General features: G+C 64.9%; 24 protein-coding genes and 1 pseudogene. 16 read left to right on the forward strand and 9 right to left on the reverse strand.

Annotation, left to right across the window (positions count from 1 at the left end; all coding sequences use genetic code 11):
* Positions 1-133 precede the first annotated feature (133 nt).
* Positions 134-499: a hypothetical protein gene (locus AKJ09_RS13140; RefSeq protein WP_146647543.1), complete on the forward strand. Its 366-nt coding sequence runs from the start codon at positions 134-136 to the stop codon at positions 497-499.
* Between the two features lie 134 nt (positions 500-633).
* Here the strand turns inward: AKJ09_RS13140 and AKJ09_RS13145 are convergent, their stop codons facing one another.
* Positions 634-1,854 (reverse strand): esterase-like activity of phytase family protein, encoded by a 1,221-nt coding sequence (locus AKJ09_RS13145; protein WP_169927505.1) that lies wholly within the window; start codon positions 1,852-1,854, stop codon positions 634-636.
* A 69-nt stretch (positions 1,855-1,923) separates the two neighbouring features.
* Here AKJ09_RS13145 and AKJ09_RS13150 point away from each other — a divergent pair, with 69 nt between their 5' ends.
* Complete coding sequence (locus tag AKJ09_RS13150; RefSeq protein WP_146647545.1) at positions 1,924-3,357, forward strand: NTP/NDP exchange transporter; 1,434 nt, start codon at positions 1,924-1,926, stop codon at positions 3,355-3,357.
* A gap of 2 nt (positions 3,358-3,359) precedes the next feature.
* The gene (locus tag AKJ09_RS13155) at positions 3,360-4,358 is read left to right on the forward strand and encodes a phosphatase PAP2 family protein (RefSeq protein WP_146647546.1); all 999 of its coding nucleotides are present in this window, start codon (positions 3,360-3,362) and stop codon (positions 4,356-4,358) included.
* Between the two features lie 45 nt (positions 4,359-4,403).
* Here AKJ09_RS13155 and AKJ09_RS13160 read toward each other — a convergent pair whose 3' ends face one another.
* Positions 4,404-4,739: a hypothetical protein gene (locus tag AKJ09_RS13160; protein ID WP_146647547.1), complete on the reverse strand. Its 336-nt coding sequence runs from the start codon at positions 4,737-4,739 to the stop codon at positions 4,404-4,406.
* A gap of 138 nt (positions 4,740-4,877) precedes the next feature.
* On the opposite strand from AKJ09_RS13160, the gene AKJ09_RS13165 reads away from it, so the two are divergent.
* The 4 genes and pseudogenes from AKJ09_RS13165 to AKJ09_RS56090 all read left to right on the forward strand — a co-directional run.
* Complete coding sequence (locus tag AKJ09_RS13165; protein WP_169927506.1) at positions 4,878-5,303, forward strand: MerR family transcriptional regulator; 426 nt, start codon at positions 4,878-4,880, stop codon at positions 5,301-5,303.
* A 6-nt stretch (positions 5,304-5,309) separates the two neighbouring features.
* Positions 5,310-5,666, forward strand: a complete 357-nt coding sequence (locus AKJ09_RS13170) for a YnfA family protein (protein WP_146647549.1) — start codon at positions 5,310-5,312, stop codon at positions 5,664-5,666.
* 90 nt (positions 5,667-5,756) lie between these two features.
* Positions 5,757-7,442, forward strand: coding sequence for a DEAD/DEAH box helicase (locus AKJ09_RS13175; protein ID WP_146647550.1), 1,686 nt, complete (start codon positions 5,757-5,759; stop codon positions 7,440-7,442).
* Positions 7,443-8,030: 588 nt separating this feature from the next.
* Positions 8,031-8,180: pseudogene (locus tag AKJ09_RS56090) on the forward strand (metallophosphoesterase); the annotation flags it as partial.
* Positions 8,181-8,690: 510 nt separating this feature from the next.
* Here AKJ09_RS56090 and AKJ09_RS56095 read toward each other — a convergent pair.
* Positions 8,691-9,107: a tellurite resistance TerB family protein gene (locus AKJ09_RS56095; RefSeq protein WP_146647551.1), complete on the reverse strand. Its 417-nt coding sequence runs from the start codon at positions 9,105-9,107 to the stop codon at positions 8,691-8,693.
* A 116-nt stretch (positions 9,108-9,223) separates the two neighbouring features.
* Positions 9,224-10,000: a hypothetical protein gene (locus AKJ09_RS13190; RefSeq protein ID WP_146647552.1), complete on the reverse strand. Its 777-nt coding sequence runs from the start codon at positions 9,998-10,000 to the stop codon at positions 9,224-9,226.
* A 1,097-nt stretch (positions 10,001-11,097) separates the two neighbouring features.
* Here AKJ09_RS13190 and AKJ09_RS13195 point away from each other — a divergent pair.
* Positions 11,098-11,802 carry a hypothetical protein gene (locus AKJ09_RS13195; RefSeq protein ID WP_146647553.1) on the forward strand — a complete coding sequence of 235 codons (705 nt, stop codon included), beginning with the start codon at positions 11,098-11,100 and terminating at the stop codon, positions 11,800-11,802.
* Between the two features lie 331 nt (positions 11,803-12,133).
* Entirely contained in the window at positions 12,134-12,541 is a 408-nt protein-coding gene (locus AKJ09_RS13200) for a hypothetical protein (RefSeq protein ID WP_146647554.1), read from the forward strand.
* Positions 12,542-12,838: 297 nt separating this feature from the next.
* Here AKJ09_RS13200 and AKJ09_RS13205 read toward each other — a convergent pair whose 3' ends face one another.
* On the reverse strand, positions 12,839-14,401 hold the full coding sequence (locus AKJ09_RS13205) for a type IV pilus twitching motility protein PilT (protein WP_275936621.1): 1,563 nt from the start codon (positions 14,399-14,401) through the stop codon (positions 12,839-12,841).
* Between the two features lie 199 nt (positions 14,402-14,600).
* Here AKJ09_RS13205 and AKJ09_RS54250 point away from each other — a divergent pair, with 199 nt between their 5' ends.
* The 4 genes from AKJ09_RS54250 to AKJ09_RS13225 all read left to right on the forward strand — a co-directional run bounded on the left by AKJ09_RS54250 (position 14,601) and on the right by AKJ09_RS13225 (position 17,894).
* Entirely contained in the window at positions 14,601-15,710 is a 1,110-nt protein-coding gene (locus AKJ09_RS54250) for a hypothetical protein (protein WP_146647555.1), read from the forward strand.
* Between the two features lie 9 nt (positions 15,711-15,719).
* Entirely contained in the window at positions 15,720-16,190 is a 471-nt protein-coding gene (gene tsaE, locus AKJ09_RS13215) for a tRNA (adenosine(37)-N6)-threonylcarbamoyltransferase complex ATPase subunit type 1 TsaE (protein ID WP_146647556.1), read from the forward strand.
* Positions 16,191-16,387: 197 nt separating this feature from the next.
* Positions 16,388-16,849 carry a lysozyme family protein gene (locus AKJ09_RS13220; protein ID WP_146647557.1) on the forward strand — a complete coding sequence of 154 codons (462 nt, stop codon included), beginning with the start codon at positions 16,388-16,390 and terminating at the stop codon, positions 16,847-16,849.
* A 199-nt stretch (positions 16,850-17,048) separates the two neighbouring features.
* Positions 17,049-17,894: a trypsin-like serine protease gene (locus tag AKJ09_RS13225; protein ID WP_169927508.1), complete on the forward strand. Its 846-nt coding sequence runs from the start codon at positions 17,049-17,051 to the stop codon at positions 17,892-17,894.
* A 24-nt stretch (positions 17,895-17,918) separates the two neighbouring features.
* Here AKJ09_RS13225 and AKJ09_RS13230 read toward each other — a convergent pair whose 3' ends face one another.
* The 4 genes from AKJ09_RS13230 to AKJ09_RS13245 all read right to left on the reverse strand — a co-directional run bounded on the left by AKJ09_RS13230 (position 17,919) and on the right by AKJ09_RS13245 (position 20,988).
* Positions 17,919-18,344 (reverse strand): arsenate reductase ArsC, encoded by a 426-nt coding sequence (locus AKJ09_RS13230; RefSeq protein ID WP_146647559.1) that lies wholly within the window; start codon positions 18,342-18,344, stop codon positions 17,919-17,921.
* Positions 18,341-20,188 carry an arsenical pump-driving ATPase gene (arsA, locus tag AKJ09_RS13235; RefSeq protein WP_205633697.1) on the reverse strand — a complete coding sequence of 616 codons (1,848 nt, stop codon included), beginning with the start codon at positions 20,186-20,188 and terminating at the stop codon, positions 18,341-18,343. Before arsA ends, AKJ09_RS13230 begins: the two co-directional genes overlap by 4 nt.
* 10 nt (positions 20,189-20,198) lie before the next feature.
* Positions 20,199-20,573, reverse strand: a complete 375-nt coding sequence (arsD, locus tag AKJ09_RS13240) for an arsenite efflux transporter metallochaperone ArsD (protein ID WP_146647560.1) — start codon at positions 20,571-20,573, stop codon at positions 20,199-20,201.
* A gap of 73 nt (positions 20,574-20,646) precedes the next feature.
* Complete coding sequence (locus AKJ09_RS13245) at positions 20,647-20,988, reverse strand: ArsR/SmtB family transcription factor (protein ID WP_146647561.1); 342 nt, start codon at positions 20,986-20,988, stop codon at positions 20,647-20,649.
* A gap of 126 nt (positions 20,989-21,114) precedes the next feature.
* Between AKJ09_RS13245 and AKJ09_RS13250 the strand changes: the two genes are divergently transcribed.
* The 3 genes from AKJ09_RS13250 (at position 21,115) to arsH (ending at position 23,420) form a co-directional block, all read left to right on the forward strand.
* Complete coding sequence (locus AKJ09_RS13250; protein ID WP_146647562.1) at positions 21,115-21,423, forward strand: ArsR/SmtB family transcription factor; 309 nt, start codon at positions 21,115-21,117, stop codon at positions 21,421-21,423.
* A 105-nt stretch (positions 21,424-21,528) separates the two neighbouring features.
* On the forward strand, positions 21,529-22,653 hold the full coding sequence (gene arsB, locus AKJ09_RS13255; protein WP_146647563.1) for an ACR3 family arsenite efflux transporter: 1,125 nt from the start codon (positions 21,529-21,531) through the stop codon (positions 22,651-22,653).
* Positions 22,650-23,420: an arsenical resistance protein ArsH gene (gene arsH / locus AKJ09_RS13260; RefSeq protein WP_146647564.1), complete on the forward strand. Its 771-nt coding sequence runs from the start codon at positions 22,650-22,652 to the stop codon at positions 23,418-23,420. The genes arsB and arsH overlap by 4 nt, the downstream gene beginning before the upstream one ends.
* The last annotated feature ends 68 nt before the right edge of the window (positions 23,421-23,488 follow it).

The following is a 23,488-nucleotide window of genomic DNA, read 5'->3' on the forward strand; positions in this document are numbered from 1 at the left end:
CGGGGAGCCCCTGAACAAGCTTACCGCCATGGTCACGCCTCGCACCCATGCTCGTCGTCGGGAATGCACGCATCGAACCGGCACCGGCTTTCCCGCTGGCCCCTGGCCGATTCATGACTAAACTCTGTGAGTGATGGCTGCGTCTGTCGATCTCCAGAACTCGAACGCGCAGACTCAAGGAGCGCAGCTCCGCCGTGGAGTTGCCACCATTGCCGTCGCGCTCGGGCTCGCCGTTCTGCTGCGGGAAACGGGCGCGTCCCACCGGACGATTCTGCTCCTCGTGCCCTTCTTTTTCCTGGGCATCTACGGAGTTCAAGCGTCGTTCATGGGTACGTGCAGCATTGCGGCGATGCGAGGCGTGCGTCTCACCGCGTCCGGCGCGGAGCCGATTTGCGATCGCGGTCGTCGGGCGAAGCTCAGGCGCAGAGGCCTCGGACTCATTGCCTCGAGCGCTGCCGCCGCGGTACTGGCCGGCGCGCTGCTCGCGTTCGCGCACTAAGTCACGTACTCGCTCTCGTACTCGCTCGCGCACGAAGCGCTCGAAGCGCTCGAAGGGCATCCCCACCAACATGACCGCTCCAGGCTCCGATGCCGGCGAGCATCGGACCGCGTCGACCTCCGCCGAACGAACGCTCATGGCAGGTCCCTGAAGCCTAGAACGAGGAGGCGCGCGACCTGTTCGCGTTTGCCGTTGTCGTCACTCACCAGAAAAAGAAGGCGTCGTCCGTCGGGGAGCTTTGGACCGAGGGCCATGCCTTCGAAGTTCGGATAGAACCACCGCGAACCTTGTCGCCCGGCCTGCCCAGGAATGTCGGCGATGTCGACGAGCAGCTTCTTTTCGACGACAGGTGTCGTAGGGCCGACACTCTCGAGGTTGCGAATGTCCGCGGCATGAGAGAGGTCGACGCGGTACACGCGCACCCGATTGCCTACGTTCGGAACGTAGGCACGCTCGAGCACGAGGACGTCCACGTCGGAGATGGCAGCGAGGTCCGTGATGCCGATCTCGCCGCGCGCGCCTTCCGCAAAGATCGGATCGGAGCGATACGCGAACTCCCCCCGCGCGTTCGTCTTGCGGTCGATGCGCAGGATACGAACCGTGGTTCCACGCGTCGTGGTCGGCGGATCCTCGTCGCTCGCCAGTGCGCGCTCGTTGGCGGTGAAGAGCCAGCGCCCATCCGCCGTGAGCGAGAGGCTCTCGAACGCCGCGTTCGCTCCGCACGCCGAGTAGTGAATCGGGACGTCGACGTCTGCTCGAAATCGACCGTTCCGATCGACCTCGAAGATCTTCGGACCGACCTCGTTGGCAATCGCGAAGCCGTCGTCGAGAACGGCGATCCCCTCGCCGTCCCACGCACCGTCGTACGCCACGTGGATGGGCTCCTGGAACGTGAACGTATCGAACCCAGGCGAAGGAACGAGCGGAAGGATGATGGGGGTTTCGTCCGAAACCGCATAGAGCGTGCGATTTCGGTCGTCCCAGGCGATGCCGGAGAGCTCTCGGCCGCGCTCGCCGGGCGGCAGGTCGAAGGAGGTCACGACGAGGGACGAAGCCTTCTCCGGCGGCGACATCTCACGCGGTGACGACGGTTCCTTGTGCCCGCATCCAACGAGCAGCGAGCCGACGACGAGGAGGCTGGCGAAGCGTCGCCCAAGGTCGAGCCCAACGTCGAGCCCAACGTCGAGATTGTTCGCGCGGCCGCGCTGCGAACCTGTAACAGCGCCGGGTTTGTGTATAGACTCCACGCCCGTCTCCTCCAGCCGAGCAAGCGATAGCGCGAACTGGTTCGGCAAAGAAGCGTAAGTCGGCGGCGCGCGAATCACGAACCGGAACACGAGCAGGTACGCGAGCACGGGTCCCCGAATCGTCCTCCGTGAATCGACGCAATCGCCAGCGTCCGAAAGCAAAACGCAGTACGGCCCATGAGCGACAGCCCGAAGCCTTCTTCCGAGCAACCCGGGCAGCACGGCGGCCCAGGTACGGACTCCTCCGATGCCGACAAGCCGAGCATCGCCTTCCTCAAACCCATCGTCGACGCGAAGCATGGCGAGGTCGCTCCGCTCTTCGCATCGACGGCGTGGATCTTCTTCGCGCTGACGGCTTACTACATCGTCAAGCCGCTTCGGAGCAGCGTGCTCCAGGAGAAGATCGGCGTCGACAACAAGTCGATTGCCCTCATCCTCACGACGGCCTTCGTCGGCGTCTTCGCCTACGTCTACGGAAAGATCGTCCCGCGCGTCGCACGCTCGAAGCTGATTGTCGCGACGTTCCTCGTGTTCATCGCGTGCCTCGTCGCCTTCGCCGTCTTCCTCCCGAGCGGCGACAAGATCACCGGGTACACGTACTTCGTCTGGGTCTCGACGTTCAATCTGATGATCGTCTCCCAGTTCTGGAGCCTCGCGGCCGACGTCTGGACGAAAGCCGAAGGCACCCGCCTCTACGGCTTCATCGGGGTCGGAGGCGTCACCGGCGGCATCTTCGGAACGCTGGTCGTCTCTCAGTTCGCGAAGAAGCTCTCCACCCAGCAGATGCTGTTCATGTCTGCCGTGGTGTTGGTGATTTGCCTACTGCTTGCAATTTACATTCTTCATTTCGCGGCGGTGCGCGGGAGGAACACGGCCGCGGTGCCAAACAATGGCAACGCGAAGGACGCCAAGGATCAGGGCGGAGGCAAGGCTCCCTCCACGTCGAGCGCCGGAGCGTCCCACAAGGGCAACGCCGTGCTCATGGTCGTCGAATCGCCCTACCTGCGGCTCGTCGCGTTGATGATGCTCATCCTGAACATCGTCAACACGAACAACGAGTGGATCCTCGACAAGATGGTTTCGCGCCAGCACCTGTCGAGCGAGGCCGTCCGAGCGTTCTACGGCGAGTTCTATCTCTTCCAGAACGTCATCACGTTCGGCATTCAGTTGTTCCTCACGTCACGCATCCAGCGTCGGTTCGGCTCGCGCATCGCCCTCTTCTTCGAGCCGATCGTCGGCCTCGTGGGCGGCGCGGCCTTCCTGGTCGTCCCCGCCCTCGCCGTCATTCGCTGGACGAAGATTCTCGAGAACGCAACGGACTACTCGATCCAATCGAACACGAAGGAAACCCTGTATCTGCCTGTGTCGACGGTGGAGAAATACAGCGCGAAGAACTTCAATGACACGTTCGTGGTCCGCGGGGGAGACGCCCTGGCGGCCGCCTTCATTTTTGCGGCGACCAACTTCATCCTGCCGGCTTTCGGCGATATCGGGCTAAAGATGATGGTCGGCGTCGACATCGTGCTCGGTGTCGTCTGGCTCCTGATCGCGAATAGGGTCGGGCGCATGCACGCCGACCTGATGAAGCCCTCCGCCACCACCTCCTCCTGACGATGAATCGAAGTGCAGTTTCTCGCTATCTTGGCTTCTCCACGGCCGTAGGCCTCGCGCTCTGCGCGCCCGCGGCGTCCGCCGACCAGGATCCCGAGCCGGCCCAGGAGCCGGTTCCGGCGCAAGCGCAGGCAGCGCAGCCCACGACGACGCCTGCTCCGGCGCCAACGGCCGCGGTCGTGACCGACGGTCAGGGCATGGCCACGCCGCCTCCCGGCGTCACCACGGGTGCGGCCTTCAAGGTCGACCCCATCACCGACGGCGCACTCATCGCCGCGGCCGGCGGCTTCTCCCTCCTCAACGAGCTCATCCTCTCCACCGGCGAGATCAAGCCGCAACGCCCCGGCGATCCGGGCGTCCTTCTGCCGATCGACCGCGGCGCCATCACGCAAACCTTCGACTCGAACGCGAACACGTACTCGAACGTCGGCCTCTACCTCGCGCTCAGTTACGCGGTCATCGACCCGGTCGTGACGGGCTTTCGCGATGGCGAGAAGGCAGCCCTCGTCGATTTCGTTCTCTACGCCGAGACTCTCTCGCTGACGCTGGCCCTCACCGACATCGCGAAGGTCGCCGTGCGAAGGCCTCGCCCGCGCGCGTACTCCGAGCAAGCCAAGCTCGATGAGCAGTACGGCGGCTCGGACAAGTCGCCGTCGATCAGCGACACCGACGCCTCACTCTCCTTCTTCTCCGGCCACGCGGCGACGGTCGCTTCGGTCAGCGCGACGGCGACGTACCTGGCCTTCATTCGTTCGCCGAAGTCGTTCCGTCCGTGGCTCACGCTCCTCGTCGGCGCCGCGCTCACCACGGGCGTGAGCTACGAACGCGTCCGCGCGGGTGCGCACTTCCCCACCGACGTCATCGCGGGCTCGCTCGCCGGCGCTACGGTCGGCATCCTCGTTCCGCATCTCCACCGCCAGAACCCGAAGGGCGCTTCGGTTTGGATCGGCGCGGCGCCCGTGCCTTCGGGCGGGGGGCTCTCCCTCTCCGGCATTTTCTGAGCGGCGTGGGCTCAACCGACGCGCCCTACGAGTGCTCACGAGAGATTAGTCGTGCGGCGCGCCGAACGTGTCCGCGACGAACGGCTTGACCCGCGCGCCACCGGTGACGTGCAACCACGGCGTCGCTTCGGCCCCCGCCCACTCGAGCCGAGAATCGAGGAACGGACAGCACCGGTGCTCCAAGCCGACGAGCTCGGCCATCCGCGCGAACAACCCCGGATCTTCGGGATAGCGGTACGAGTAACCGTCGGCCCTCTCTCTGCGCTCACGAATCGACTCGAGATGGAGATCGAGGAGCTCGCCCTCCCGATGGCGTTCTGCATCCGTCAGGGCGTTCAACGAACAGGCAATCGGTGGAAGATTCTTGTCGGTCTGTTCCATGGGAGCATCAGCCTTTCTGCATGAGGTCGTGCCAAGCGCCGCGAGAACGGACGCCACGATCAGGAAGTGCACCTGTCTCACGCAGCACAGTCTGGAGTCTGGAGTCGACTCCAGAGTCAAGGCGACTATGCTGATGCCGTGCAGACGCTCAAGATCGGTGAGGTCGCCGAACGCGCCGGCGTAACGGTCGACACCGTCCGCTATTACGAGCGAGTCGGCGTCCTGCCCGCTGCAGCCCGTCGCGCGTCTGGATACCGAGTCTTCGACGAGACCGCCGTCGACCGAATCAAGCTCGTCAGGCAGCTCCAGGACCTGAGCCTCACGCTCGAGGAGGTGCAAGCCATGCTCGTGGCCGTTGCGGACGACACCGCGACCTGCGCCCGCGAGTCGGCCCGTATCGAGTCTGCACTGCGTCGATCGGAGGAACGCATCGAAGCGCTCGTGGCCGTCCGCGATCGGCTTCGTGAGGCGCTTCGTCGATGTGGGCGCGGCGAATGCGACCTCGTCGAGCGCGGGCGGAAGGTCACGCGCAGAACGACCGGTAACACGAGCAAGAGCCGGTAGAAACGGATGTCCGCAGCAAGCTCCTCGTTGTTGGTGGTCGCCCGTACCGGCGCTCTTTTCGTCGCGACTGCGATCGCCGAGATCCTCGGCTGCTATCTCCCGTACCTCTGGCTTCGCAAGGCAGGGTCGCCGTGGCTCCTGCTTCCCGCGGCGATCTCGCTTGCCGTCTTCGCGTGGCTGCTGACGCTTCATCCGACCGGCGCCGCGCGAACCTACGCAGCCTACGGCGGTGTCTACATCGCGACGGCGCTCCTCTGGCTTTGGCTCGTCGAAGGCGAGCGACCCACCCGCTGGGACGTCGTCGGCGCGAGCGTTGCCGTGCTTGGAATGATGATCATCGTGCTCGCGCCGCGCGACCGATAGCGTTCTTGCGAGGCAACCGAGGAAGGGAGCCCTTCGATTTTCGAGCGGCGTCGGCGCAACCGACGCGGTAAGAAGGCCGAGGGAACGACCATGACTGCTCCCTCGCTTCGCCCCTACCAGCGTGACGCCATCGAGGCCGTGCTGAAGGCGCGGCGCGAGGGCACGCGGCGCTTGCTCGTTTGCTTGCCGACCGGTGCAGGCAAGACCGTCGTGTTCTCGCAGCTCGCGCGTCTCGCGCGACGCCAGGTGCTCGTGCTCGCCCATCGCGAAGAGCTCCTCACCCAGGCCCGCGAGAAGATCGAACGCGCCATGGACGGCGCCGCCGTCGTGTCGATCGAACGGGGCGCGGATCGCGCGTCGGCCGACGCCAAGGTGCTCGTCTGCTCGATTCGCTCCCTCCATGAAGAGCGGCTCGCGCGCGTGATTCAGGGCCGAGACTTCGGCCTCGTCATCTACGACGAGTGCCATCACGCCGCTGCCGACGACAACCTCCGCGTACTTCGGCAGCTCGGTGCGTTCGACGACGGCTGGACCGGCACGCTCCTCGGCTTCACCGCCACGACGTCACGAGGCGACGGCAAGGGCCTCGACGAGGTCTTCGAGCGCCTCGTGTACACGCGAACGCTGCCCGAAATGATCGACGACGGCTACCTCGCACCGCTGCGAGGTTTCCGCGTCTCGACGAACGCCGACCTCCAGAAGCTCTCGAAGGGCGGCCTCGATTTCCAGGAAGAGGAGCTTGCGGAGGCGGTCGACATCGAAGAGCGAAACGCGCTCGTAGCCCGCTCGATCCAGGAGCTCGCTCGCGACAGACGCACGATTGCGTTTTGCGTGACCGTCGGTCATGCGAAGAACCTGGCGCGCTCGCTCAACGTCCTCGGCGTTCCGGCGGGCATCGTCCACGGCGCGATGCCGAGTGACGTTCGTGCGCAGGCCTTGGCCGAGTTCCGCGAGGGCCGCACGCAAGTACTCACGAACGTGGGCGTGCTCACCGAGGGCTTCGACGATCCCGGCGTCTCCTGCGTCGCCATGGCGAGGCCCACGCGCTCCGAGGGCCTCTACGCGCAATGCGTGGGGCGCGGAACGCGCCTTCATCCAGGCAAGAAGGACTGCCTCATCCTCGACTTCGTGGACCTGTCGACGCTGAGCCTCTGCACGCTCCCTTCCCTCTTCGGCGCGCCTCGCGACATGGATCTCCGTGGTGGCGACGTTCGCGAAGCGGCGCGCGTCTGGGAGCGCATCCAGTTCGATCGACCAGGCTTCGAGCTCGAGGCCGGGGCGGTCACGCTGCCCGAGATCCAGGAGCGAGCGGCGAGCTTCGACCCGCTCACGTTGAAGGTCGACGGCGAGGTGCGCGCGATCTCGGGCAACGCATGGTTCTCGCTCGGTCGCCACGGCGTGGGCCTGCACTTCGAAAAGCGCGCCGGACGCGCGAACGAGGTGCTCGTTCTCAAGCGAGGTGCGCGCGGCAAGATGTGGGAAATCCAACTCGACGGTCGATCGATGGATCGCTATTCGCACATGGAGGAAGCGGTCCAAGCCGTCGACTACGAGATCGACCGCATGGGCCGCTTCGTCGCGGCCTCGGCTCGTCCTGACGCGAACTGGAGGCGAAGCCCCGTCCCGGACGCGCTCGCCGAGACCCTCAAAGCCAAACCGCGGCCGGTCTTTCTCGGCGAAGCGCTGCGGCTGGCCGTGTGGGAGCGAACGATGGCCGCGCCGCCCGTTCAGGTCGTCGCGCCCGCGGGCAAAAAGGCTTCACGCTCCAAGCGGTAACCGCGAGCAAGCACACCCGTAACGGTGCCGCGCCTTCGAGCATCGTAGACTGTCAGGATGTCCTGGTTCAGCGCCCTGTCGTTGGGCGGATGGCTCGTGGTGGTGGGGATGGCGGCGTTTCGCTCGCGCGCCTTCGCCGTATTCGCCGGGATTTTGCTCGGCATCTACTCGCTGATTGCGGTGGCGCTGGCGTCGTCCTTCCCGGCGATCCTACCGATCTACGCGGCCTTCCACGTCGCCGCGTACCTGAACTTTCTCGGTCTCGCACGCCCGCGCATGCGGCCGCTGCCGTACAGGCTGCTGATCAGCTGGCCCGCATCGTTCTTCGTGGCCGGCACATTGCTCGCGCTTCCCTGGGCAATCGCCATCGCGCTCGGCTTCCATCCCTGGGCGCCGTGGCTGCCCTACGCGCTGGCCGCGGTGGGCATGCTCCAGTCGCTGACCACGAAGCGCGAGGAGATCGATCTGGTGCTCGGGCATCCGCGGGGCCCGAGCGCCGGCGAGCTCGCGCCTCATCCGCGTGGTGACGCGCGGGAAGAGCGACCGCTCCGCATCGTGCAGATCTCGGATCCGCATCTCGGTCCTTTCATGTCGGTCGCGCGACTCAGGCGAATCTCCGAGCGCGCCGTGGCCGCGAAGCCGGATCTCGTCTTTCTCACCGGCGACTTCCTCACGATGGAATCGCAGAGTGACCCGGACCTGCTCCTACGGGCCCTCGAGCCTCTGCGCGCGCTTCCGGGCAAGGTGTTCGCGTGCCACGGCAATCATGATCACGAAGCGCCCGAGATCGTGCGGCGCGCGCTCGTGGAGAATGGAATCGAGCTGCTCGTCGACGGCTCGAAGGTCGTCGACACCGAGACCGGCCCCGTCCAGGTCCTCGGCATGGACTTCGTCTGGGCCGAGCGCAACGCCCACCTCCAGCGCGTGTGCGCCGAGAACCCGCGCCTCCCCGACACGACGCGCATCGTGCTTCTCCACGACCCGGGCGCGTTCAAGCATCTCCCGAAGGCGAGGCGGATCTCGTCCTCTCCGGTCACACGCACGGCGGACAGGTCGGCCTGCTCAGCCTCGGCTCGTCGTGGACGTTCCTGCGCCTCTTCGGCATTCGCATCCCGGACCACGGCTTCTGGGCCCGCGGAACCGATCGCATGTGGGTTCACCGCGGAACGGGTCACTACGGCTTTCCGCTTCGCCTCGGCGTGCCGGCGGAGGAGAGCGTCCTCCGCCTGCACCGCGCTGCCTGAGCGCTCAGGCGCGCGCGCGGAACAGGCCGCGAAGCGACTCCACGAACGCGGACGACCGCCCCTTGGCCGGCGCGAGGTTCGAGAGCTGCGCCCGAAGCGCGTCGCTCGGGTTCGTCACCGCCGCGATGCGGTCGAGAATCGCGCGCTCCTCGGGCACCGACCGCCCGTCGGCATGCGCGAGAAACCAGGCGCTCCGATAGATCTGCTCACGCGCGTCGGACGTGCCGATCTTCGCGAGCTCGGCGTCGACATCGACCTTCTCGGCAAGCAACTGATCGGCCGAGATACTCGGCGGCAGATCGAAGCTCGCAATCGCCGCGGCGAGCGACTTCTTCTCGGCGGGGTCGATCTTGCCGTCCGCGCGCGCCATCGCAACGAGAACGTTCAGACAGGCGAGAGCTTCCTCTTCGGCGATCGGCATGCGCCAAAGATTCGGCTCGGACGCGCGGCCCGTCAAGAATGGTGGGCGCCGCCCCCCGAACGCAGGCCGGCGTCACCGGCGTGCGAACGACGATGACGCCCGCTCAGGATTCCGCGTCAGCTGTCTACGAACGGAGAGGCGCCCGGCATGCCCGGGGCGATCGGAGTCGTCGCGATCTGGGGCACGACGGGATTGTTCGGCTGCGCCGGCGACGCGATCGGTTGAACCGGCTCGTCCTTGTGGGCGCTCGAGCGGCTCCCGCGATTGGCAAAGAGCGTGGGCGCGTACTTGTCGGCGTCTCCCTGCGGCCAGCGGAGGTAGTTGACGGCGCGCCGAACCGAATCGTACGCCGCGATCGCGAGTGTGAACGCACGCTGACGCTCCTCACCGGCGGAGGCGACCTTCGCCGGCTGCGCGTTGCGCGCGGCAACGGCTTCCGTGATCTCTCCGAACAGTCGCTCGGCGTCGTCGAGCTCCGACGGCTGGATCGCCGTTCGGTTTGCAATGTCCGTCCAACGCTCACGCAGGATGGTGACGAGCACGCCAAGATCGGAGGCAAGGTTCAAGTAGCCAACGGATCCCTTGAGCTCGGTCAGCTTCTTGCCGTCGAGCAGACCGCGATGCGCGAGCGCCGTTGCGTCGGACAGGAGAAGTTCGCGGGCAGCCACGCCGCGTTCGATGAGGGCTGGGAGCTGCTCACTCCGCGTCGATGCGCCTAGATAATTGGTCTGCGCGAACGTCATGGCGCGCGCATAGGTCACCAACTTGTCGAGCTGCGAGAGATCGAAATAGGGCAGCTCCTTTTCGATCTGCGGACGCAACTGCGCCGCTTTCGGCGCTGCCCCGAGGATCCCGGTCGCGGCCTCCTGGAGCTCGATATTGATCTGGAGCATTTGCTCTGGCGTTAGTGCTCCGCGTTCGGCCGCAGTGTCATTGAACGCGTCGCGGTAGACGTGATCCTGTGCATCCGTCGCTGCTGCATCGGACATCTTGACCCCCACTGACTGTTAGGCGCGCAGACGCACTCCGCGTCCGAACGGCTTGCGGGACCCTATCGCCAAACCGCGCCGGTCAGTTGCGTAGACTGGTAGGAAAATCGACTGCGGCACACGACCGGCCCGAAGCGAAGACATCTATCCCGGTCGAGCCTGTCGACTGCTTCGACAAGGTCGCTTGCACCCCGGGGAGGCCACTCAAGTGGCCCCCACCCAACCCATTCGTCTGCTCCGGGGCCACTCGAGCGGCACTGTGCGGATCGTTGGTCCCCGACGGAGGCCGGTCGACTGCGACTTTCACAACACCAGTAACCAGAGAGCAGCCACTCCACCGGCCGCTATCCAGTCGCCCCTATCGACCACCGCCCGCTCGAGCGGCCCGAGCAAGGGAGCGCCAGACGCTCAGATGCCAGTCGAGCGCCCTCGCCAAGTTCGCGCGACCCTCCGCCGCCGGATGCACGGCAACCGACGCCGCGCGCGCGACATCCTCGAGTGCCAGCGCGTCGGGAGTGATTTTCGAGAGGCAAGCCGACCTCGCGAACCAATCCTTCTTACCCGACCTGGTGCGGCGACGGCCCGAGCAAGTCCTCGCGTAAGGTGCTTCATGGGGGAAGGAAAAGGCGCGCCCTTGACGGGGCAAGGAAACGCCCGCGCCACAGTGGACGTAGTCCCTCGTCTGGCGACATCTCCGTAGGAACGGAAGGCGGTCCTACGTGGCGATCGCGAGATGCGATCAATTGCCCCGACGGAAGCGGGCTCGTCAACTTGGACGATTTGTTTGTCCGAGAGTGATCTTAGCGCGGCCGGGTGGGCATTGCTCCGCTGATGCCCCCCAATGCCTAATTCGCGTGCCGAGGACGCGGGCTCGAGGCGTACGGAGCCGGGACGAGTCGGGTCGAACGAAGGAGCAGGAATGAAGAGCGAACGGTGGGGCGGACGCGATCTCTTTATCGGATCGAGGCGGCGGACTCTGGCGCTCGATCCATGGCCCTTTCGTGGAGAAGTCGAGAGGGATTCGCTTCGGCGCCCCCAACTTCGACGGCAGCTTCATCTCCATCCGCAGGGGTCCCAACGGGAACTACCAACTCCACGTCGGCTGGGACGGCGAAAAGGCGGATCCGCCTCGCCCCGGTGCGGGCGGTCTGTTCGAAACAACCCGCTATAGCGAGATCGCTGCCGTACCTGACCCCACGAAGTGTGGGTCAACAGAGGCACGGATCGAAGATCTCGAGGGAAGCCAACCACTCGTCGAGACGTTCATCGACAGCGAGCACAAGACCGTCGACCGCCTGACCGGGATCATCGGCAATGCCGCCATCGGCAACCTTGAGACGGCCTTCTTTGGCCTAGTGGACGATGGCCCGTTGACCAAGCTGTCACGCCGAACGAGCTTCGGGGAGCTGCCTTTTGAGGCCGAATCGTTGTCGGCCGGCTGTGATGGCTGGGTACCGGTCTACGAAGTCCTCAACGCGTCCACCTCCGGGGACGTTGTCCTCCTTCCAGCGGCGCGAGCCGCCAAAACGCGATGCTTCATTTCCGGTATCCGCGGCGACTGGTCCGTCACCAACAGCAACGGAACAGTGCAATCGTTCGCCGAGATCTACTACGGCTCGAGCGGCGACGTTCGGCTCCGTGTCGTCGCGGCCGATCCGCAGGTCCCGGTCAGCGCATCGGCATCGTGCATTCGACTGCGCCCCTGAAAGGCGACTTCTGATGAACAACTCGAAGAGTGCCATGTTTGTTCTGCTCGCCGTCGCGGCCTCGGGCTTTGACTGTGGCGGTCGTGTCGAAAAGGACAACCCCGCAAGGGCGAGCCCGTCGCCGGTCCCATCCGTCGCGCCAGCGCCTCAGCAAGGCCCCACCTTCGTTATCCAGCTTGCCGACGGAAACCCGACTACGTCCGAGCTCAACTCTGGCGATGTTCTTCGAATGTCATTCGATCTTACGCGGCCTTTGAAGGAGTCTGCGCCCCCCGTGCTTTCGCAGGACTCTTGGGATTTTGCCAAGTACGAAGGCTCTGATGATTATCAGGTGCGATTTCTCACTCGGTACGACGGCGCCGATCGGTGTTCGCGTGAGGGGCGCGACAACCTGGAGGAAATGGTCAACACGCGCGCGATATCGCATGATGTGGCGGATGTGTCGTCCGTGCGGCTCGAGTTCGAACACATGATCCCGGACGTCGACCCCCGCGGGCAGACACCTGGCGTCTGCGTCGGCGTCCATTCGAAGGAGAGCGGTTGGACGTGGGATCTCACGCTCCGCCAGCCCACGTTGGATACCCCGTGGGTCTTCGGCGGCGCCAACGGCACCGCTCATCTCGACCTGTCGCTCGACGCCAAGAAGATCGACATGGTCGCCGTCGTGGGCAGCGGAAGGTTCAGTCCTCAGTACTCCGTCCGACGTATTCGCTACGTCGCCAGCCCCCTCGCACACTGAGCTGCGCACGAAGAGCGCGCCGCTTGGGAGGCTGGCAACGTTCGCGTCTCATTCAAGAGATGCGACGGATGTTCAGGGGCCGGCGTTCGCCTTGAACCAGGCGAGGAAGTCGGCGTCGACACGCGTGAAGTGATCGAGCCTTGGTTTCCGAACGAACGGCTAGCCGCTGATGCCGCCCCGCGCGGTTTGGCGATAGAGTCGCGTTCAGACACCAGTCGAGCGTCTCAGCCAGGTTCGCGTGCTTTCGGCAACTCGCGAACTGCAGGCCAATGCGCTGCGACGGACGCCGCGCTCGCGTCAGGTAAACGAGGTCGGGAGCCCCGCGTTCTTGAACATGCCGAGCAGGCCGCTCTTGTCGACCGCCTTGAGCCATGCCTCCTTCGGATCGACGAGCTTGCGCTGAACGAGCGAGAAGAGTGAATCGTTCATCGTGACCATGCCGACGTTCTTCGACGTCTGCATGACGCTCGGCATCTGGAAGGTCTTGCCTTCGCGGATGAGCGAGGAGACAGCCGAGTTGCCGAGCAGAATTTCGTGGGCCGCCACGCGACCGCCGCCGGTCTTCTTGCAGAGCACCTGCGCGACGACGCCCTTCAGCGACTCGCTGAGCATAACGCGAACCTGCGCCTGACGATCCGGCGGGAACTGGTCGATGATGCGATCGACGGTGCTCACGGCCGTCGTCGTGTGGAGCGTACCGAAGACGAGGTGGCCGGTTTCGGCGGTCTCGATGGCGATGGCGATGGTCTCGAGGTCGCGCATTTCGCCGACGAGAACGATGTCCGGATCTTCGCGGAGCGCGGCGCGGAGAGCGTTCTTGAAGCTCTTCGTATGCTGGCCGACCTCGCGCTGGTTCACGAGGCACTTGACGTTCTTGTGAACGAACTCGACCGGATCTTCGATCGTGATGATGTGATCGGACCGGTTCTTGTTGATGTGGTCGATCATCGCCGCGAGCGTCGTCGACTTGCCCGAGCCGGTCGGTCCTGTGACGACCACGAGGCCCTTCGACAGGTAGCAGAGGTCGAGGCAGGCCTTGGGCAAACCGAGCTGCTCGGCGGTCAGGATGTCGATGGGGATCTGACGCAAGACCGCGCCGACGCCGTTGCGATCCTCGAAGACGTTCACGCGGAAGCGAGCCTTGCCGCCGAGCTCGTAGGCGAAGTCGGCGTCGTGCAGCTCTTCGAAGTCGTGTGCGGCCTTGTTCGTCATGATCTCGGTCATGAGATCGCGGACGTCGTTCACACCCAGCATGGGGTGCTGCTTCATGAAGTGAATCTCGCCGTCGACGCGCATGACCGGCGGGTTGCCGACGGAGAGGTGAAGGTCGGACGCCTTGGCCTGCAGCATCTGGTGCAGGAGCGCATCGATCTTGCGCGGGACGACGCCTCCCGTCGCAGCCGCAACGGCGGCGGCCGTGGCCGCATGTGCCGCATTCATGGGCTTCGGGTCGACGGCGAGCTCGAGACCACTTGCTCCGTTCGCGCCGTTCCCGGACGCACGCTGAGCCGCCGGGGCCGGAGCCGGCACGGCGGCGCGTGCTGCGGGCTTCCTACCGGGCCGAATCGCGAGTGAGATGCCATGCGTCGAACGCCCGATCTCGATGACGTACATCGTCTCGCCGTGCTCGTAGCGCACCATGCGCGGACGGTTCTCCGGCAGCTCGTTCATCTCCTCTTGGGAAAGGAGCTCGGACGCGGCTGCGACGATGAGGCGCGCGTTGATGGGTTGAGCGCCGAGATCACGCCGCTGGCCTTCGACCAGGCAATACGGGACCTCGCCCGGAACGAGACGAAGCTCGTCGGCGGATCCACGATCGAGCATGGCGAAGAGCGGCGGCAAATTCGACAAGAGAGACACCTCCGATCTCAGGATAGAAGGTCGCGACACCTCACCGCGAGAACGATCTGAGAAACGTGCTTCGCGCGCTCTGTGTTCTGTGCACATCGTCGCCGGTCGCCGGCTCCCCGCCCTCCCCCATGCCTCCCATGGCTGCGCTAGACTCCCTTTCGCTTTGAGACCTACACGCTCGCCTTCGCGCTTCTTTCGCTTGTCCGGCTTGCCTCGCTGGCCTCGAGCGCTGGCCGGAGTTCTCGCTGTCGGCGGCGCGCTCCTCGTCACCACGGTCTCGAAGACGGCGCTCGCCGACAGAGTCGCGGTGCTGCCGTTCACGTCCCCCAAGAACCTCGCAAAGCCCGAGCTCGACGAAGCCCGCAAGTGGACGCGCGAGGCGACGACGATGCGGGGTCACACGCTGCCGACGGACTCCGAGATGCTCTCGGCGGAGATGGCCGTCAAAGACGGCGTTGCCGATACGAGCGAGGAGTATCGCGCGGCGGGTCGGGCCTCGAGCTCGGACTGGACCGTCGTTGGCCGCCTCGAGCGCACGGACGTGCCGCCCGCCAAGCTTCCCGACGGCAAGGAAGAGGCGGGCTACACGGTCTATCGCCTCGAGCTCGAGGCATGTCAGGTGAGCACGGGGCGGGTCGAGTCACTCGCACGCGAGCTCGATCCGGACGAGGCGCCGACGCAGGTCTCGGAAATGCTCGCGCTCCTCTTGAGGCCCGAGGGCCTCGCGAACGCGGACATTCCCTGGAAGAACGGACAACCGCGCAAGCCGAAGCCCAAGCCTGCACCACCGCCTCCTCCGCCCCCGCCTCCTGCTCCTCCGCCCCCGCCTCCGGAGCCCGAAAAGCCGGTGGTGAAGCACCCTTACGCCGAGAATCACCCCTTCGCGCTCGGCGCGTCGATTGGGGTGTCAGGCCTGATCGCCAAGCCCGACGAGGCTCGTGGTCCGTCGACGGCGATGCCGATCGGCGGCGTGATCGCGTATGCGCTCGAATCCGTTCCGGGGCTTGAATTCAGGGCGATCGTGACGAGTCAGGTCGTCGGCCCCAAGGCGCTGATCGCGGCCGGCGGTGCGCGCTACGCGATTCCGGTTCTGCCGCAGTATCGGATCTTCGTCGGTCCTGAGCTCCTCGCCGGTACGTTCGTGTCGCTCGGCGCCGAGAAGACGGGGCGCTTCCTCGGCGACGGCGCCGTGTTCGCGTCGATCGGGATCGGCGAATACGTGCAACTCGAGATTGCCGGCGACATCGGAGCAGCGTTCGGCGGAAGCGGAACGCTCGTGCTTGCGGGCGGAACGTTCCGCACGCTCGTTCGCTTCTGAAGGAACTGCATGCGCATCGTGCGACTGGGAACCCGCAGAGACACGACCCGACTCGGAGGCGAGATCGCCCGCATCCTCGAACCTGGCGACCTGGCCCTCTTCAGCGGTGACCTCGGCGCCGGTAAGACCTTCCTTGCGCGCGCCGTCGCCCGGGCACTCGGAGTTCCGGCCGACGTGGCCATCGCCAGCCCGACCTTTACGCTCGTTCAGGAGTACGAGACGCCGCGAGGAACGCTCGCCCACGCCGACCTCTATCGTCTTCGTGACGAGGACCACGCCAAGACGGCGATGGAGATCGCCCGGCTCGGTCTCCGGGAGCGTCGCGGCGATGGGGCCATCGTCCTCGTCGAATGGGGCGAGGGCTTCTCGGATGAGCTCGGCGGCGACGTCGCTCTCGACGTGTCGCTCGCTCTCGACGGCGCCGAACGCGTCGCGACGCTGCGCGGTGACAAGGCCGATCGCTTGGCGCCCCATACGTAAGGCCTAAGCCCGCGTGAGGACTGGCATCTGCCATGTCCAGTGGATCACGCGCAGACCGATGGACTGATCCAATCGAGTCAGTTCGCTGCGCTGTGTCATGAGCATTTCCCATGACTTAGCAGCGCGGCTTACAAGGCCCGACCTTTGCTCAAGTGCACCTCCAAGTTCTTGCGGGGGAACCGGAGGTTACCAACGTGATGAAGCTCAAGACCCTGATGGCGGCATCCTTGTCTCTGTTCGCTCTCTTCGCGTTCGCTGGATGCGCGGCGGATACCGAAGGAGACGAAGGCGATACCGCAACGTCAGAGGACAAGCTTCTCGCCGGCCGCAAGGTTCCGGAGTCCGAGGTCGCGGAGCTCCTTCGTGACGCAGGCTTCCCCGAGGACGTGGTGCCCACCATGGTGTGCACGGCCAAGTGGGAGTCGTCGTTCTTCGAGCGCGCCTACAACAAGAACAAGAACGGCTCGAAGGATTACGGGCTCTTCCAGATCAACAGCGTGCACCTCGGCGACGAGAACTGCCCGACGACGATCGAGGGCCTCTACACGGCGTCGAAGAACGCGCAGTGTGCGTTCAACGTCTACTCGAACGAAGGCCTCACGGCCTGGGTCGGCTACAAGAAGCACAAGACGGAGTGCAACAACTACAAGTTGAAGTGAGGGGTTCGACCCTCGCGCGCGCCCATCCGTCGATCACCGGACGAGACGCTTCCGGGATTCGATGACGAACATGAACGGTGTTCGCATTCGTGCTGTGCACGATCGTTCACCGTTCTGGGCGGGAGTGTCGAAGGCACCGAACGTTGCGCCACCGAATTCGGCAGCGCGAGCGGATCGGTTGTTGCTCTTCCGTGGAGGTATGCGCCTCCTTGCTCAGAGTTGCGCCGTTCTGGCCCTTGGAACGCTGGTCACGTGCAGCGCCGCGTGTAGCTCGCAGACCTCGGACCGGGGAGCCGATGATCCGGATCCGGTGCCCTCGCCTGCTTCGGGCGCTCAGTCGCAACCAAACCCCGCGAGCACCACGGGCGACAAGCCGCCGCCGACCAGCACGGGTGACAAGCCCACGACTCCAGGGAAGAACGCCGATCCGTTCGCGCCCATCGTCTACGTGACGATGCGCGACAGGCAGAACGGTCTGTGGTTCTGCACGGGAACGCTCGTCGCATCGCGCAAGGTGGTGACCGCTGCGCACTGCCTCGATCCGATGTTCGTGAGCTTCAAGATCATCGCGCCGCACTCCCCGATTCCCACGACGGTCTCGGCGTCGAACCCCGTCGTGTTCGGGCAGCCGATGGACTTCGAAGACGTCGCCAAGCCGGACGCCGGTTTTCTCACGCTCGACTCGCCGATCGCGCTCGATGCGTACGCCGCGCTGACCGACGTGGTCGCGCGCGTCGATGCCGGCGAAGCGCTCGAAGTCGCCGCCGTCGTTCGCACGGCCGAGAAGCCGCAAGCGCCGCTCGAGGAAGCCGCCCACCTCCCGCTCTCTTCGACCGTAGAGTACGGCTACCTGCACGGCTTCGGCACGCCGATGTTCACCAAGGGCGGCGACTCGGGCGCCGGCCTCTTCCTCGTCGAGAACGGTGTCCGCACCGACAAGCTCGTCGGCATCGCCCGTCAGCCCGAGCCCGCCCGCGGCATCGATCACTTCACGCGCGTCGACGCCGACTTCCTCGCCTGGTTCAAGGCAAACGCGGGGCCGTAAGGCGGTCGCGGCCTGGAGCAGGCCTCAATTCAGAAGCGCGTCTTCACGCGCGAAGCGCTCGAGCATGCCTCGAATGGTGTCGCGCGCCGTGCGGAAGCGAGCCAGCATCGCCTCGCGCGGGATGGAAGGATCCTTGCTCGCCGGGTCGGGGATCGGCCAATGGAGCCGGCGTGCTTTGCCGAGGAAGACCGGGCAGACCTCTTCCGCGCAAAGCGTGATGACCGTGTCGACGGTCGCCGGATCGATCGTCGACACGGACTTCGAGTGATGGGTGGAGAGATCGACGCCGAGTTCTGCCATGACCTCGGTTGCGTAAGGATTGACCTGCGAGGGCTCGCTACCGGCGCTCTGGATGTGAACGCGGTCTCCGAACAGCATGCGGGCCAAACCTTCGGCCATTTGGCTTCGGGCCGAGTTTGCTACGCACAAGAAGAGAACGCCTTTGCTCATCGGAATCGGGCTTTCAGTCGAGAGGAAGGGGCCGAAATCGTATCGAACGTTGGTGATTCGCGATCCGATGCACCAACGAGATCGAGCCTCGCGTCGCTTCGTCGCGAGGTCCAAGGGAGAACAATCACCCGTTTTCCCAGCGTCGAGACCTCTGCGAGGAATTTCACTTCCCCATGGCGCCTGAGCGTCAAACAAGGGTCCGACACGGTAACGGGGAGGAGGCTCTGATTGACGACCCACGCCATCGGTTCGATGCCAGCGCGCTGCAGGTCGCGCTGCAATTGTGACGCTTCATGAACCGGCGTTGCCTCCGGCAGCGTCACGATGAGTGTGTGGGTCAACTGAGGATCCCTCAGCCGCGGAAGCAATCGACGAACCTCGTCGGGAACGTCTCCGTTCGCACGCAATACTTCGCGGTGGAACGACTCCGCAGCATCGAGCAAGAGCAGCGTGTGCCCCGTCGGAGCCGTATCGATGACGACGAAGGTGCGTTCACCATCCGCGACGGTGCGCGCGAACGCTCGGAAGACCGCGATCTCCTCGGTGCAGGGGCTCCGAAGATCCTCCTCCAAGAGGGCCCGACCAGCCGCGTCGAGTCCCGCTCCAGCGCGCGACATGACCTCCGAAGCGTAGGCTTTGGTCTCGAGCTCCGGATCGATGCGAGACACTTGGATGCGGCTCTCCGCTTTGCCAAGAACATCTGCAACGTGCGCTGCTGGATCCGTCGTCGTCAGCTGGACGGAGTGGCCTCGCCGGGCAAGTTCCACTGCAATCGCCACAGCGATGCTGGTCTTGCCGACGCCACCCTTGCCCATGGTCATGACGATGCCGCGCCCTCGCGCTTCCAGCGTCGTGATCAGGTCATCCAAATGTTCGTACGAGGGGACATCGCTGACGGAGCGAATCTCCAGCGATTGATTCGCAAACGCGTCTTCGACGCTGCTGTGAACGTCGCCTTGCTCGAGCAACCCACGCAGTCGCTGCAATGCCTCCGAACCTACGATCCCATGACCTAGGAGCGGGACTTCGGTGCGGGGCAGGGCACGGAGCTCCGAAGGCATTTCAGAGAGCGCCTTCGACGCCATCGTCTCCATCTGGAAAGCCACCTCATCGGCACGCTCCGCGGCGCGGAAGACACCGTTGACGACCAGTTCCTGGCGACGGATTCCGAGGGCTTCGAGCTCCGCGAGCGTGCGTTTTGCTTCCGCCAACGCTCCGGAGTCGGGGCGGGCCACCAAGACGACGACCGTACGCTCTGGATCGCTCAGCGCTGCCCGCGCGTCTTCATAGAGTTGACGTTGGGCGTGAAGGCCTGCGAGCGGACCGAGGCAGGAGCTTCCTGCCGTGTTCGTCGCCAGGAACGTCCCCCAAGCGGCTGGCAGCTCCAACAGGCGGAGCGTATGTCCGGTCGGCGCGGTGTCGAACACGACGTGATCGAACTCAGCGGCTCCCGCGCCTTCCACGACGAGCTTCGCAAATTCCTCGAACGCCGCGATCTCCACGGTGCAAGCGCCAGAGAACTGCTCCTCGATGCTGCGGACGGCAGCCTCGGGAAGCAATTCGCGGTACGGACCGAGAGCGCGATCGCGATAGCGAGCGGCCGCGATTTCCGGATCGATGTTGAGGACGCGAAGGGTGGGAAAGGCCTCGATCGAGGAGATCTCCGCTCCCACTGGCGCGTCCAGCACTTCTGCCAGGTTCGAGGCTGGATCGGTGCTGACGAGCAGCACCCGTCGACCGCGCGCCGCGAGAGCAAGCGACACCGCGCAAGCCGTGCTCGTCTTGCCAACGCCTCCCTTTCCCGTGAAGAAAAGATTGCGCGGTGCATGCTCCAGTAGCTTCACGCCGAGCCTCTCAGCAGCAGCCCGACTTGGTGCCACTCTTCGGCGCGCAGCATTCCGTTGCCTTCGCCGGTTCCGTTTTGATCACGACGCCGGCGAGCGCGGCGAGCGTTTGCCTCGACGGGTACGATCCCTCGACCGCGATGCGGTCATCCACCATCACGAGCGGCAGGACTTCATTGCCACGCGCCAAGGCCTCTTTGACAGCCGCTGTCTCCGCGAACGCGCCCGGCTGCTGGGCAAGATTGAATCGTTCGACGGTCACGCCCTGCGTGCGCAGCCAGTCCACGTCCGCCGCGAAACGCGCGAGCTCGGGATCGATGCTCGGGCCGCAGACGCCCGTGGAACAGCAGAGGGCGGGATCGAAGACGCGGATGGTGCTGGGCATGTTGCGGAACCTTTCGTCTATCGTCGATGAACGATGGGTGGACAGACCGATACCGGAGAAAGAGCATGGCAACTCAGAGACCGCCGACGAGCGCCTTCAAGCGCCGAACGGCACTCGGCTCGATGCAGTAACAGACACGTGGGCCGTCGACGTCACCGCGCACGAGCCCCGCGTCTTTCAGAATCTTCAAATGCTGAGAGACAGTGGACTGCGCGAGCGGCAATTCGTCGACGATATCTCCGCAGACGCACGAGTTCCGGCGGGTGAGGATGCGCAGGATCTGGACGCGCGCGGGATGAGCAATCGCCTTGGCGAGCGTCGCCAGCTCTTCGTCCGCTTCCGGCCCCTCCACGGGGCGGAGATCCGCCTCCTGGCGGGCGGGCGGGCAGCATGCGGCCTCGGGCGAGCGACTCATCGTTGAATGACGATAAGCCGCACAGCCTTGGAAATCAAGCCGAGCACGCGTTCACGAGCTGCCGCGCTTGCCCCGTTCGCCATCCAACGTGTTGCACGACTGGTTCGAATAATCTAGAAGAATGGCATGACGCGGAAGCTGGAGTTGCACGCGGAACAGCTCGGCGCGCTGGGGCATCCCGTTCGACTCGGGATCCTGCGGCACGTCGTTCAGGCCGGAGAAGAAGGCGCTGCGGCCGGCGAAATCCAGAACAAGCTGGACGTTCCCGCGTCGACCTTGAGTCATCACATCGATCGATTGGTCAGAACCGGACTCGTCGAGGCGCGCCGCGAAGGGACGTACATCTTCTACAGCGCGGTCTTCCCCGCCTTGCGCGCTCTCACGGACTACCTCTGGGAAGACTGCTGCAAGAGCGGCAAGAACGGCTGCTGCTGAGCCGTTTCTCAGGGCCTGTATTTCGATTTTTCTGGAAGCTTCAAACAACGAGCCGGCGCCCTCTGGCCTGCTCCCTGACAACGTCTCGCGCCTTCAAGGACGCACATGATTTCCAAGTCGAAGGTCACCGCCAAGCTCTCGGTCATCGACCGGTTTCTCCCCCTATGGATCTTCGTAGCGATGGGGCTCGGCGTAGCGCTGGGGCGCGTCTATCCGGCCATTGGCCCTGCGCTCGACGCCGTCAAAGTGGGCGGCGTGTCGCTGCCGATTGCGATCGGCCTCTTCTGGATGATGTACCCGGTCCTCGCCAAGGTTCGGTACGGCAAGCTCCAGTCCGTGAGCGCCAACGGCAAGCTCTTCGGAGCCTCGTTGGCCTTCAATTGGATCCTCGGGCCCATCCTCATGTTCGCCCTGGCGTGGTTGCTGCTGCCCGACCAGCCCCACTACCGCACCGGGCTCATCCTGATCGGGCTCGCGAGGTGCATCGCGATGGTCCTCATCTGGAACATGCTGGCGAAGGGCAGCGGCGAAGTCGCTGCGCTCCTCGTGGCACTCAACTCCGTATTCCAGATCCTCTGCTACTCGGTGATGGGCTGGTTCTTCATCACTGTCGTGCCGACGTGGCTCGGCGCCGAGAGCACCGAGTTCCACGTCTCGATGTGGGAGATCGCAAAGAGCGTGCTCCTCTTCCTTGGGTTGCCGCTCGTTGCAGGCGCGCTCACTCGCGTTGGCTTCGTACGAAGTCGCGGTGAGGAGTGGTACGAGAAGAAGTTCCTGCCGAAAGTCGGGCCCGCGGCGCTGCTCGGCCTGCTCTACACGATCGTGCTGATGTTCGCGATGCAGGGCGACAAGATCGTCAGCCTGCCCTTCGACGTGCTGCGCATCGCTCTCCCGCTCGTCCTCTACTTCGGCATCATGTTCACGTCGGCGTTCCTCCTCTCGAAGAAGCTTGGCTTCTCCTATCAGGAGACCGCGTCACTTTCGTTCACCGCGGCCGGCAACAACTTCGAGCTCGCCATCGCGGTCGCGATCGGCCTTTTTGGAATCTCGTCGGGTGAGGCGCTCGCTGGCGTCGTTGGCCCGCTCATCGAGGTCCCGGCGCTGCTGGCGCTCGTCTACCTCTCGTTGTGGCTCAAGGATCGTCTGTTCCCGGCGGACGTGCGCGCAAACGAGACCGCGGAGCCCAAAGACCAAGCCACCTCGCTCGCACAAGGAGGGCAACTTCGATGAACGGCGACGATTCCACCTCGTTCGATCTGCCGAACGTGTCGGGTGACCATCTGGACATACCGGACCACGACAAGCTTCGCCGGGAGGCCTCGCTTCATCCTCCGCGCATTCTCCTTCTGTACGGCTCACTGCGCGAGCGCTCGTACAGTCGACTCCTGACCCTCGAAGCGGAACGCCTGCTTCGCAAGTTTGGCGCGGAAACGCGGGTCTTCGATCCGCACGGGCTGCCGATGCCCGACAGCGTTCCGGCCGACCACCCCAAAGTGCAGGAGCTCCGCGCTCTCTCCGATTGGTCGGAGGGTCAAGTGTGGTGCAGCCCGGAACGGCACGGCACCATCACGGGCGTGTTCAAGAGTCAGATCGATTGGCTGCCTCTCAACACGGCAAGTGTAAGGCCCACGCAGGGACGGACGCTCGCTGTCATGCAAGTCAGTGGCGGCTCCCAATCCTTCAACGCCGTGAACGCGCTTCGCGTCCTGGGACGTTGGATGAGGATGGTGACGATCCCGAACCAGTCGTCGGTCGCGAAAGCCTTTCAGGAGTTCGACGACGCTGGTCGCATGAAGCCCTCGAGCTACTACGATCGCGTCGTCGACGTCATGGAGGAGCTCGTCAAGTTCACCCTGCTCGTTCGCGACCAGTCGAACTATCTGACCAGTCGCTACAGTGAACGAAAGGAAGAGGCGGCAAAGAGCGAGGCAACCAGATTGGCCGCCGTCGCGATGAGCCACGAAGCCGCGCGCACGGCAGACGCGACGGGAAAGTGAACCCGAAGCAGTAAAGCCTGCGTCCTTCCGAGTCGGTCAGCGTCTTCATGAGTATCCTTGAAGGAGGC

Source organism: Labilithrix luteola (assembly GCF_001263205.1).
Lineage (GTDB): Bacteria > Myxococcota_A > Polyangia > Polyangiales > Polyangiaceae > Labilithrix > Labilithrix luteola.

Bases quoted from the DNA above. Each gene is read 5' to 3' on its own strand.
- AKJ09_RS13140 (WP_146647543.1), top strand. From the start codon at position 134: ATGGCTGCGTCTGTCGATCTCCAGAACTCGAACGCGCAGACTCAAGGA.
- AKJ09_RS13150 (WP_146647545.1), top strand. From the start codon at position 1,924: ATGAGCGACAGCCCGAAGCCTTCTTCCGAGCAACCCGGGCAGCACGGC.
- AKJ09_RS13155 (WP_146647546.1), top strand. From the start codon at position 3,360: ATGAATCGAAGTGCAGTTTCTCGCTATCTTGGCTTCTCCACGGCCGTA.
- AKJ09_RS13160 (WP_146647547.1), bottom strand. From the start codon at position 4,739: ATGGAACAGACCGACAAGAATCTTCCACCGATTGCCTGTTCGTTGAAC.
- AKJ09_RS13170 (WP_146647549.1), top strand. From the start codon at position 5,310: ATGTCCGCAGCAAGCTCCTCGTTGTTGGTGGTCGCCCGTACCGGCGCT.
- AKJ09_RS13175 (WP_146647550.1), top strand. From the start codon at position 5,757: ATGACTGCTCCCTCGCTTCGCCCCTACCAGCGTGACGCCATCGAGGCC.
- AKJ09_RS56095 (WP_146647551.1), bottom strand. From the start codon at position 9,107: ATGCCGATCGCCGAAGAGGAAGCTCTCGCCTGTCTGAACGTTCTCGTT.
- AKJ09_RS13190 (WP_146647552.1), bottom strand. From the start codon at position 10,000: ATGCTCCAGATCAATATCGAGCTCCAGGAGGCCGCGACCGGGATCCTC.
- tsaE (WP_146647556.1), top strand. From the start codon at position 15,720: ATGCGCATCGTGCGACTGGGAACCCGCAGAGACACGACCCGACTCGGA.
- AKJ09_RS13220 (WP_146647557.1), top strand. From the start codon at position 16,388: ATGAAGCTCAAGACCCTGATGGCGGCATCCTTGTCTCTGTTCGCTCTC.
- AKJ09_RS13225 (WP_169927508.1), top strand. From the start codon at position 17,049: ATGCGCCTCCTTGCTCAGAGTTGCGCCGTTCTGGCCCTTGGAACGCTG.
- AKJ09_RS13230 (WP_146647559.1), bottom strand. From the start codon at position 18,344: ATGAGCAAAGGCGTTCTCTTCTTGTGCGTAGCAAACTCGGCCCGAAGC.
- arsD (WP_146647560.1), bottom strand. From the start codon at position 20,573: ATGCCCAGCACCATCCGCGTCTTCGATCCCGCCCTCTGCTGTTCCACG.
- AKJ09_RS13245 (WP_146647561.1), bottom strand. From the start codon at position 20,988: ATGAGTCGCTCGCCCGAGGCCGCATGCTGCCCGCCCGCCCGCCAGGAG.
- AKJ09_RS13250 (WP_146647562.1), top strand. From the start codon at position 21,115: ATGACGCGGAAGCTGGAGTTGCACGCGGAACAGCTCGGCGCGCTGGGG.
- arsB (WP_146647563.1), top strand. From the start codon at position 21,529: ATGATTTCCAAGTCGAAGGTCACCGCCAAGCTCTCGGTCATCGACCGG.
- arsH (WP_146647564.1), top strand. From the start codon at position 22,650: ATGAACGGCGACGATTCCACCTCGTTCGATCTGCCGAACGTGTCGGGT.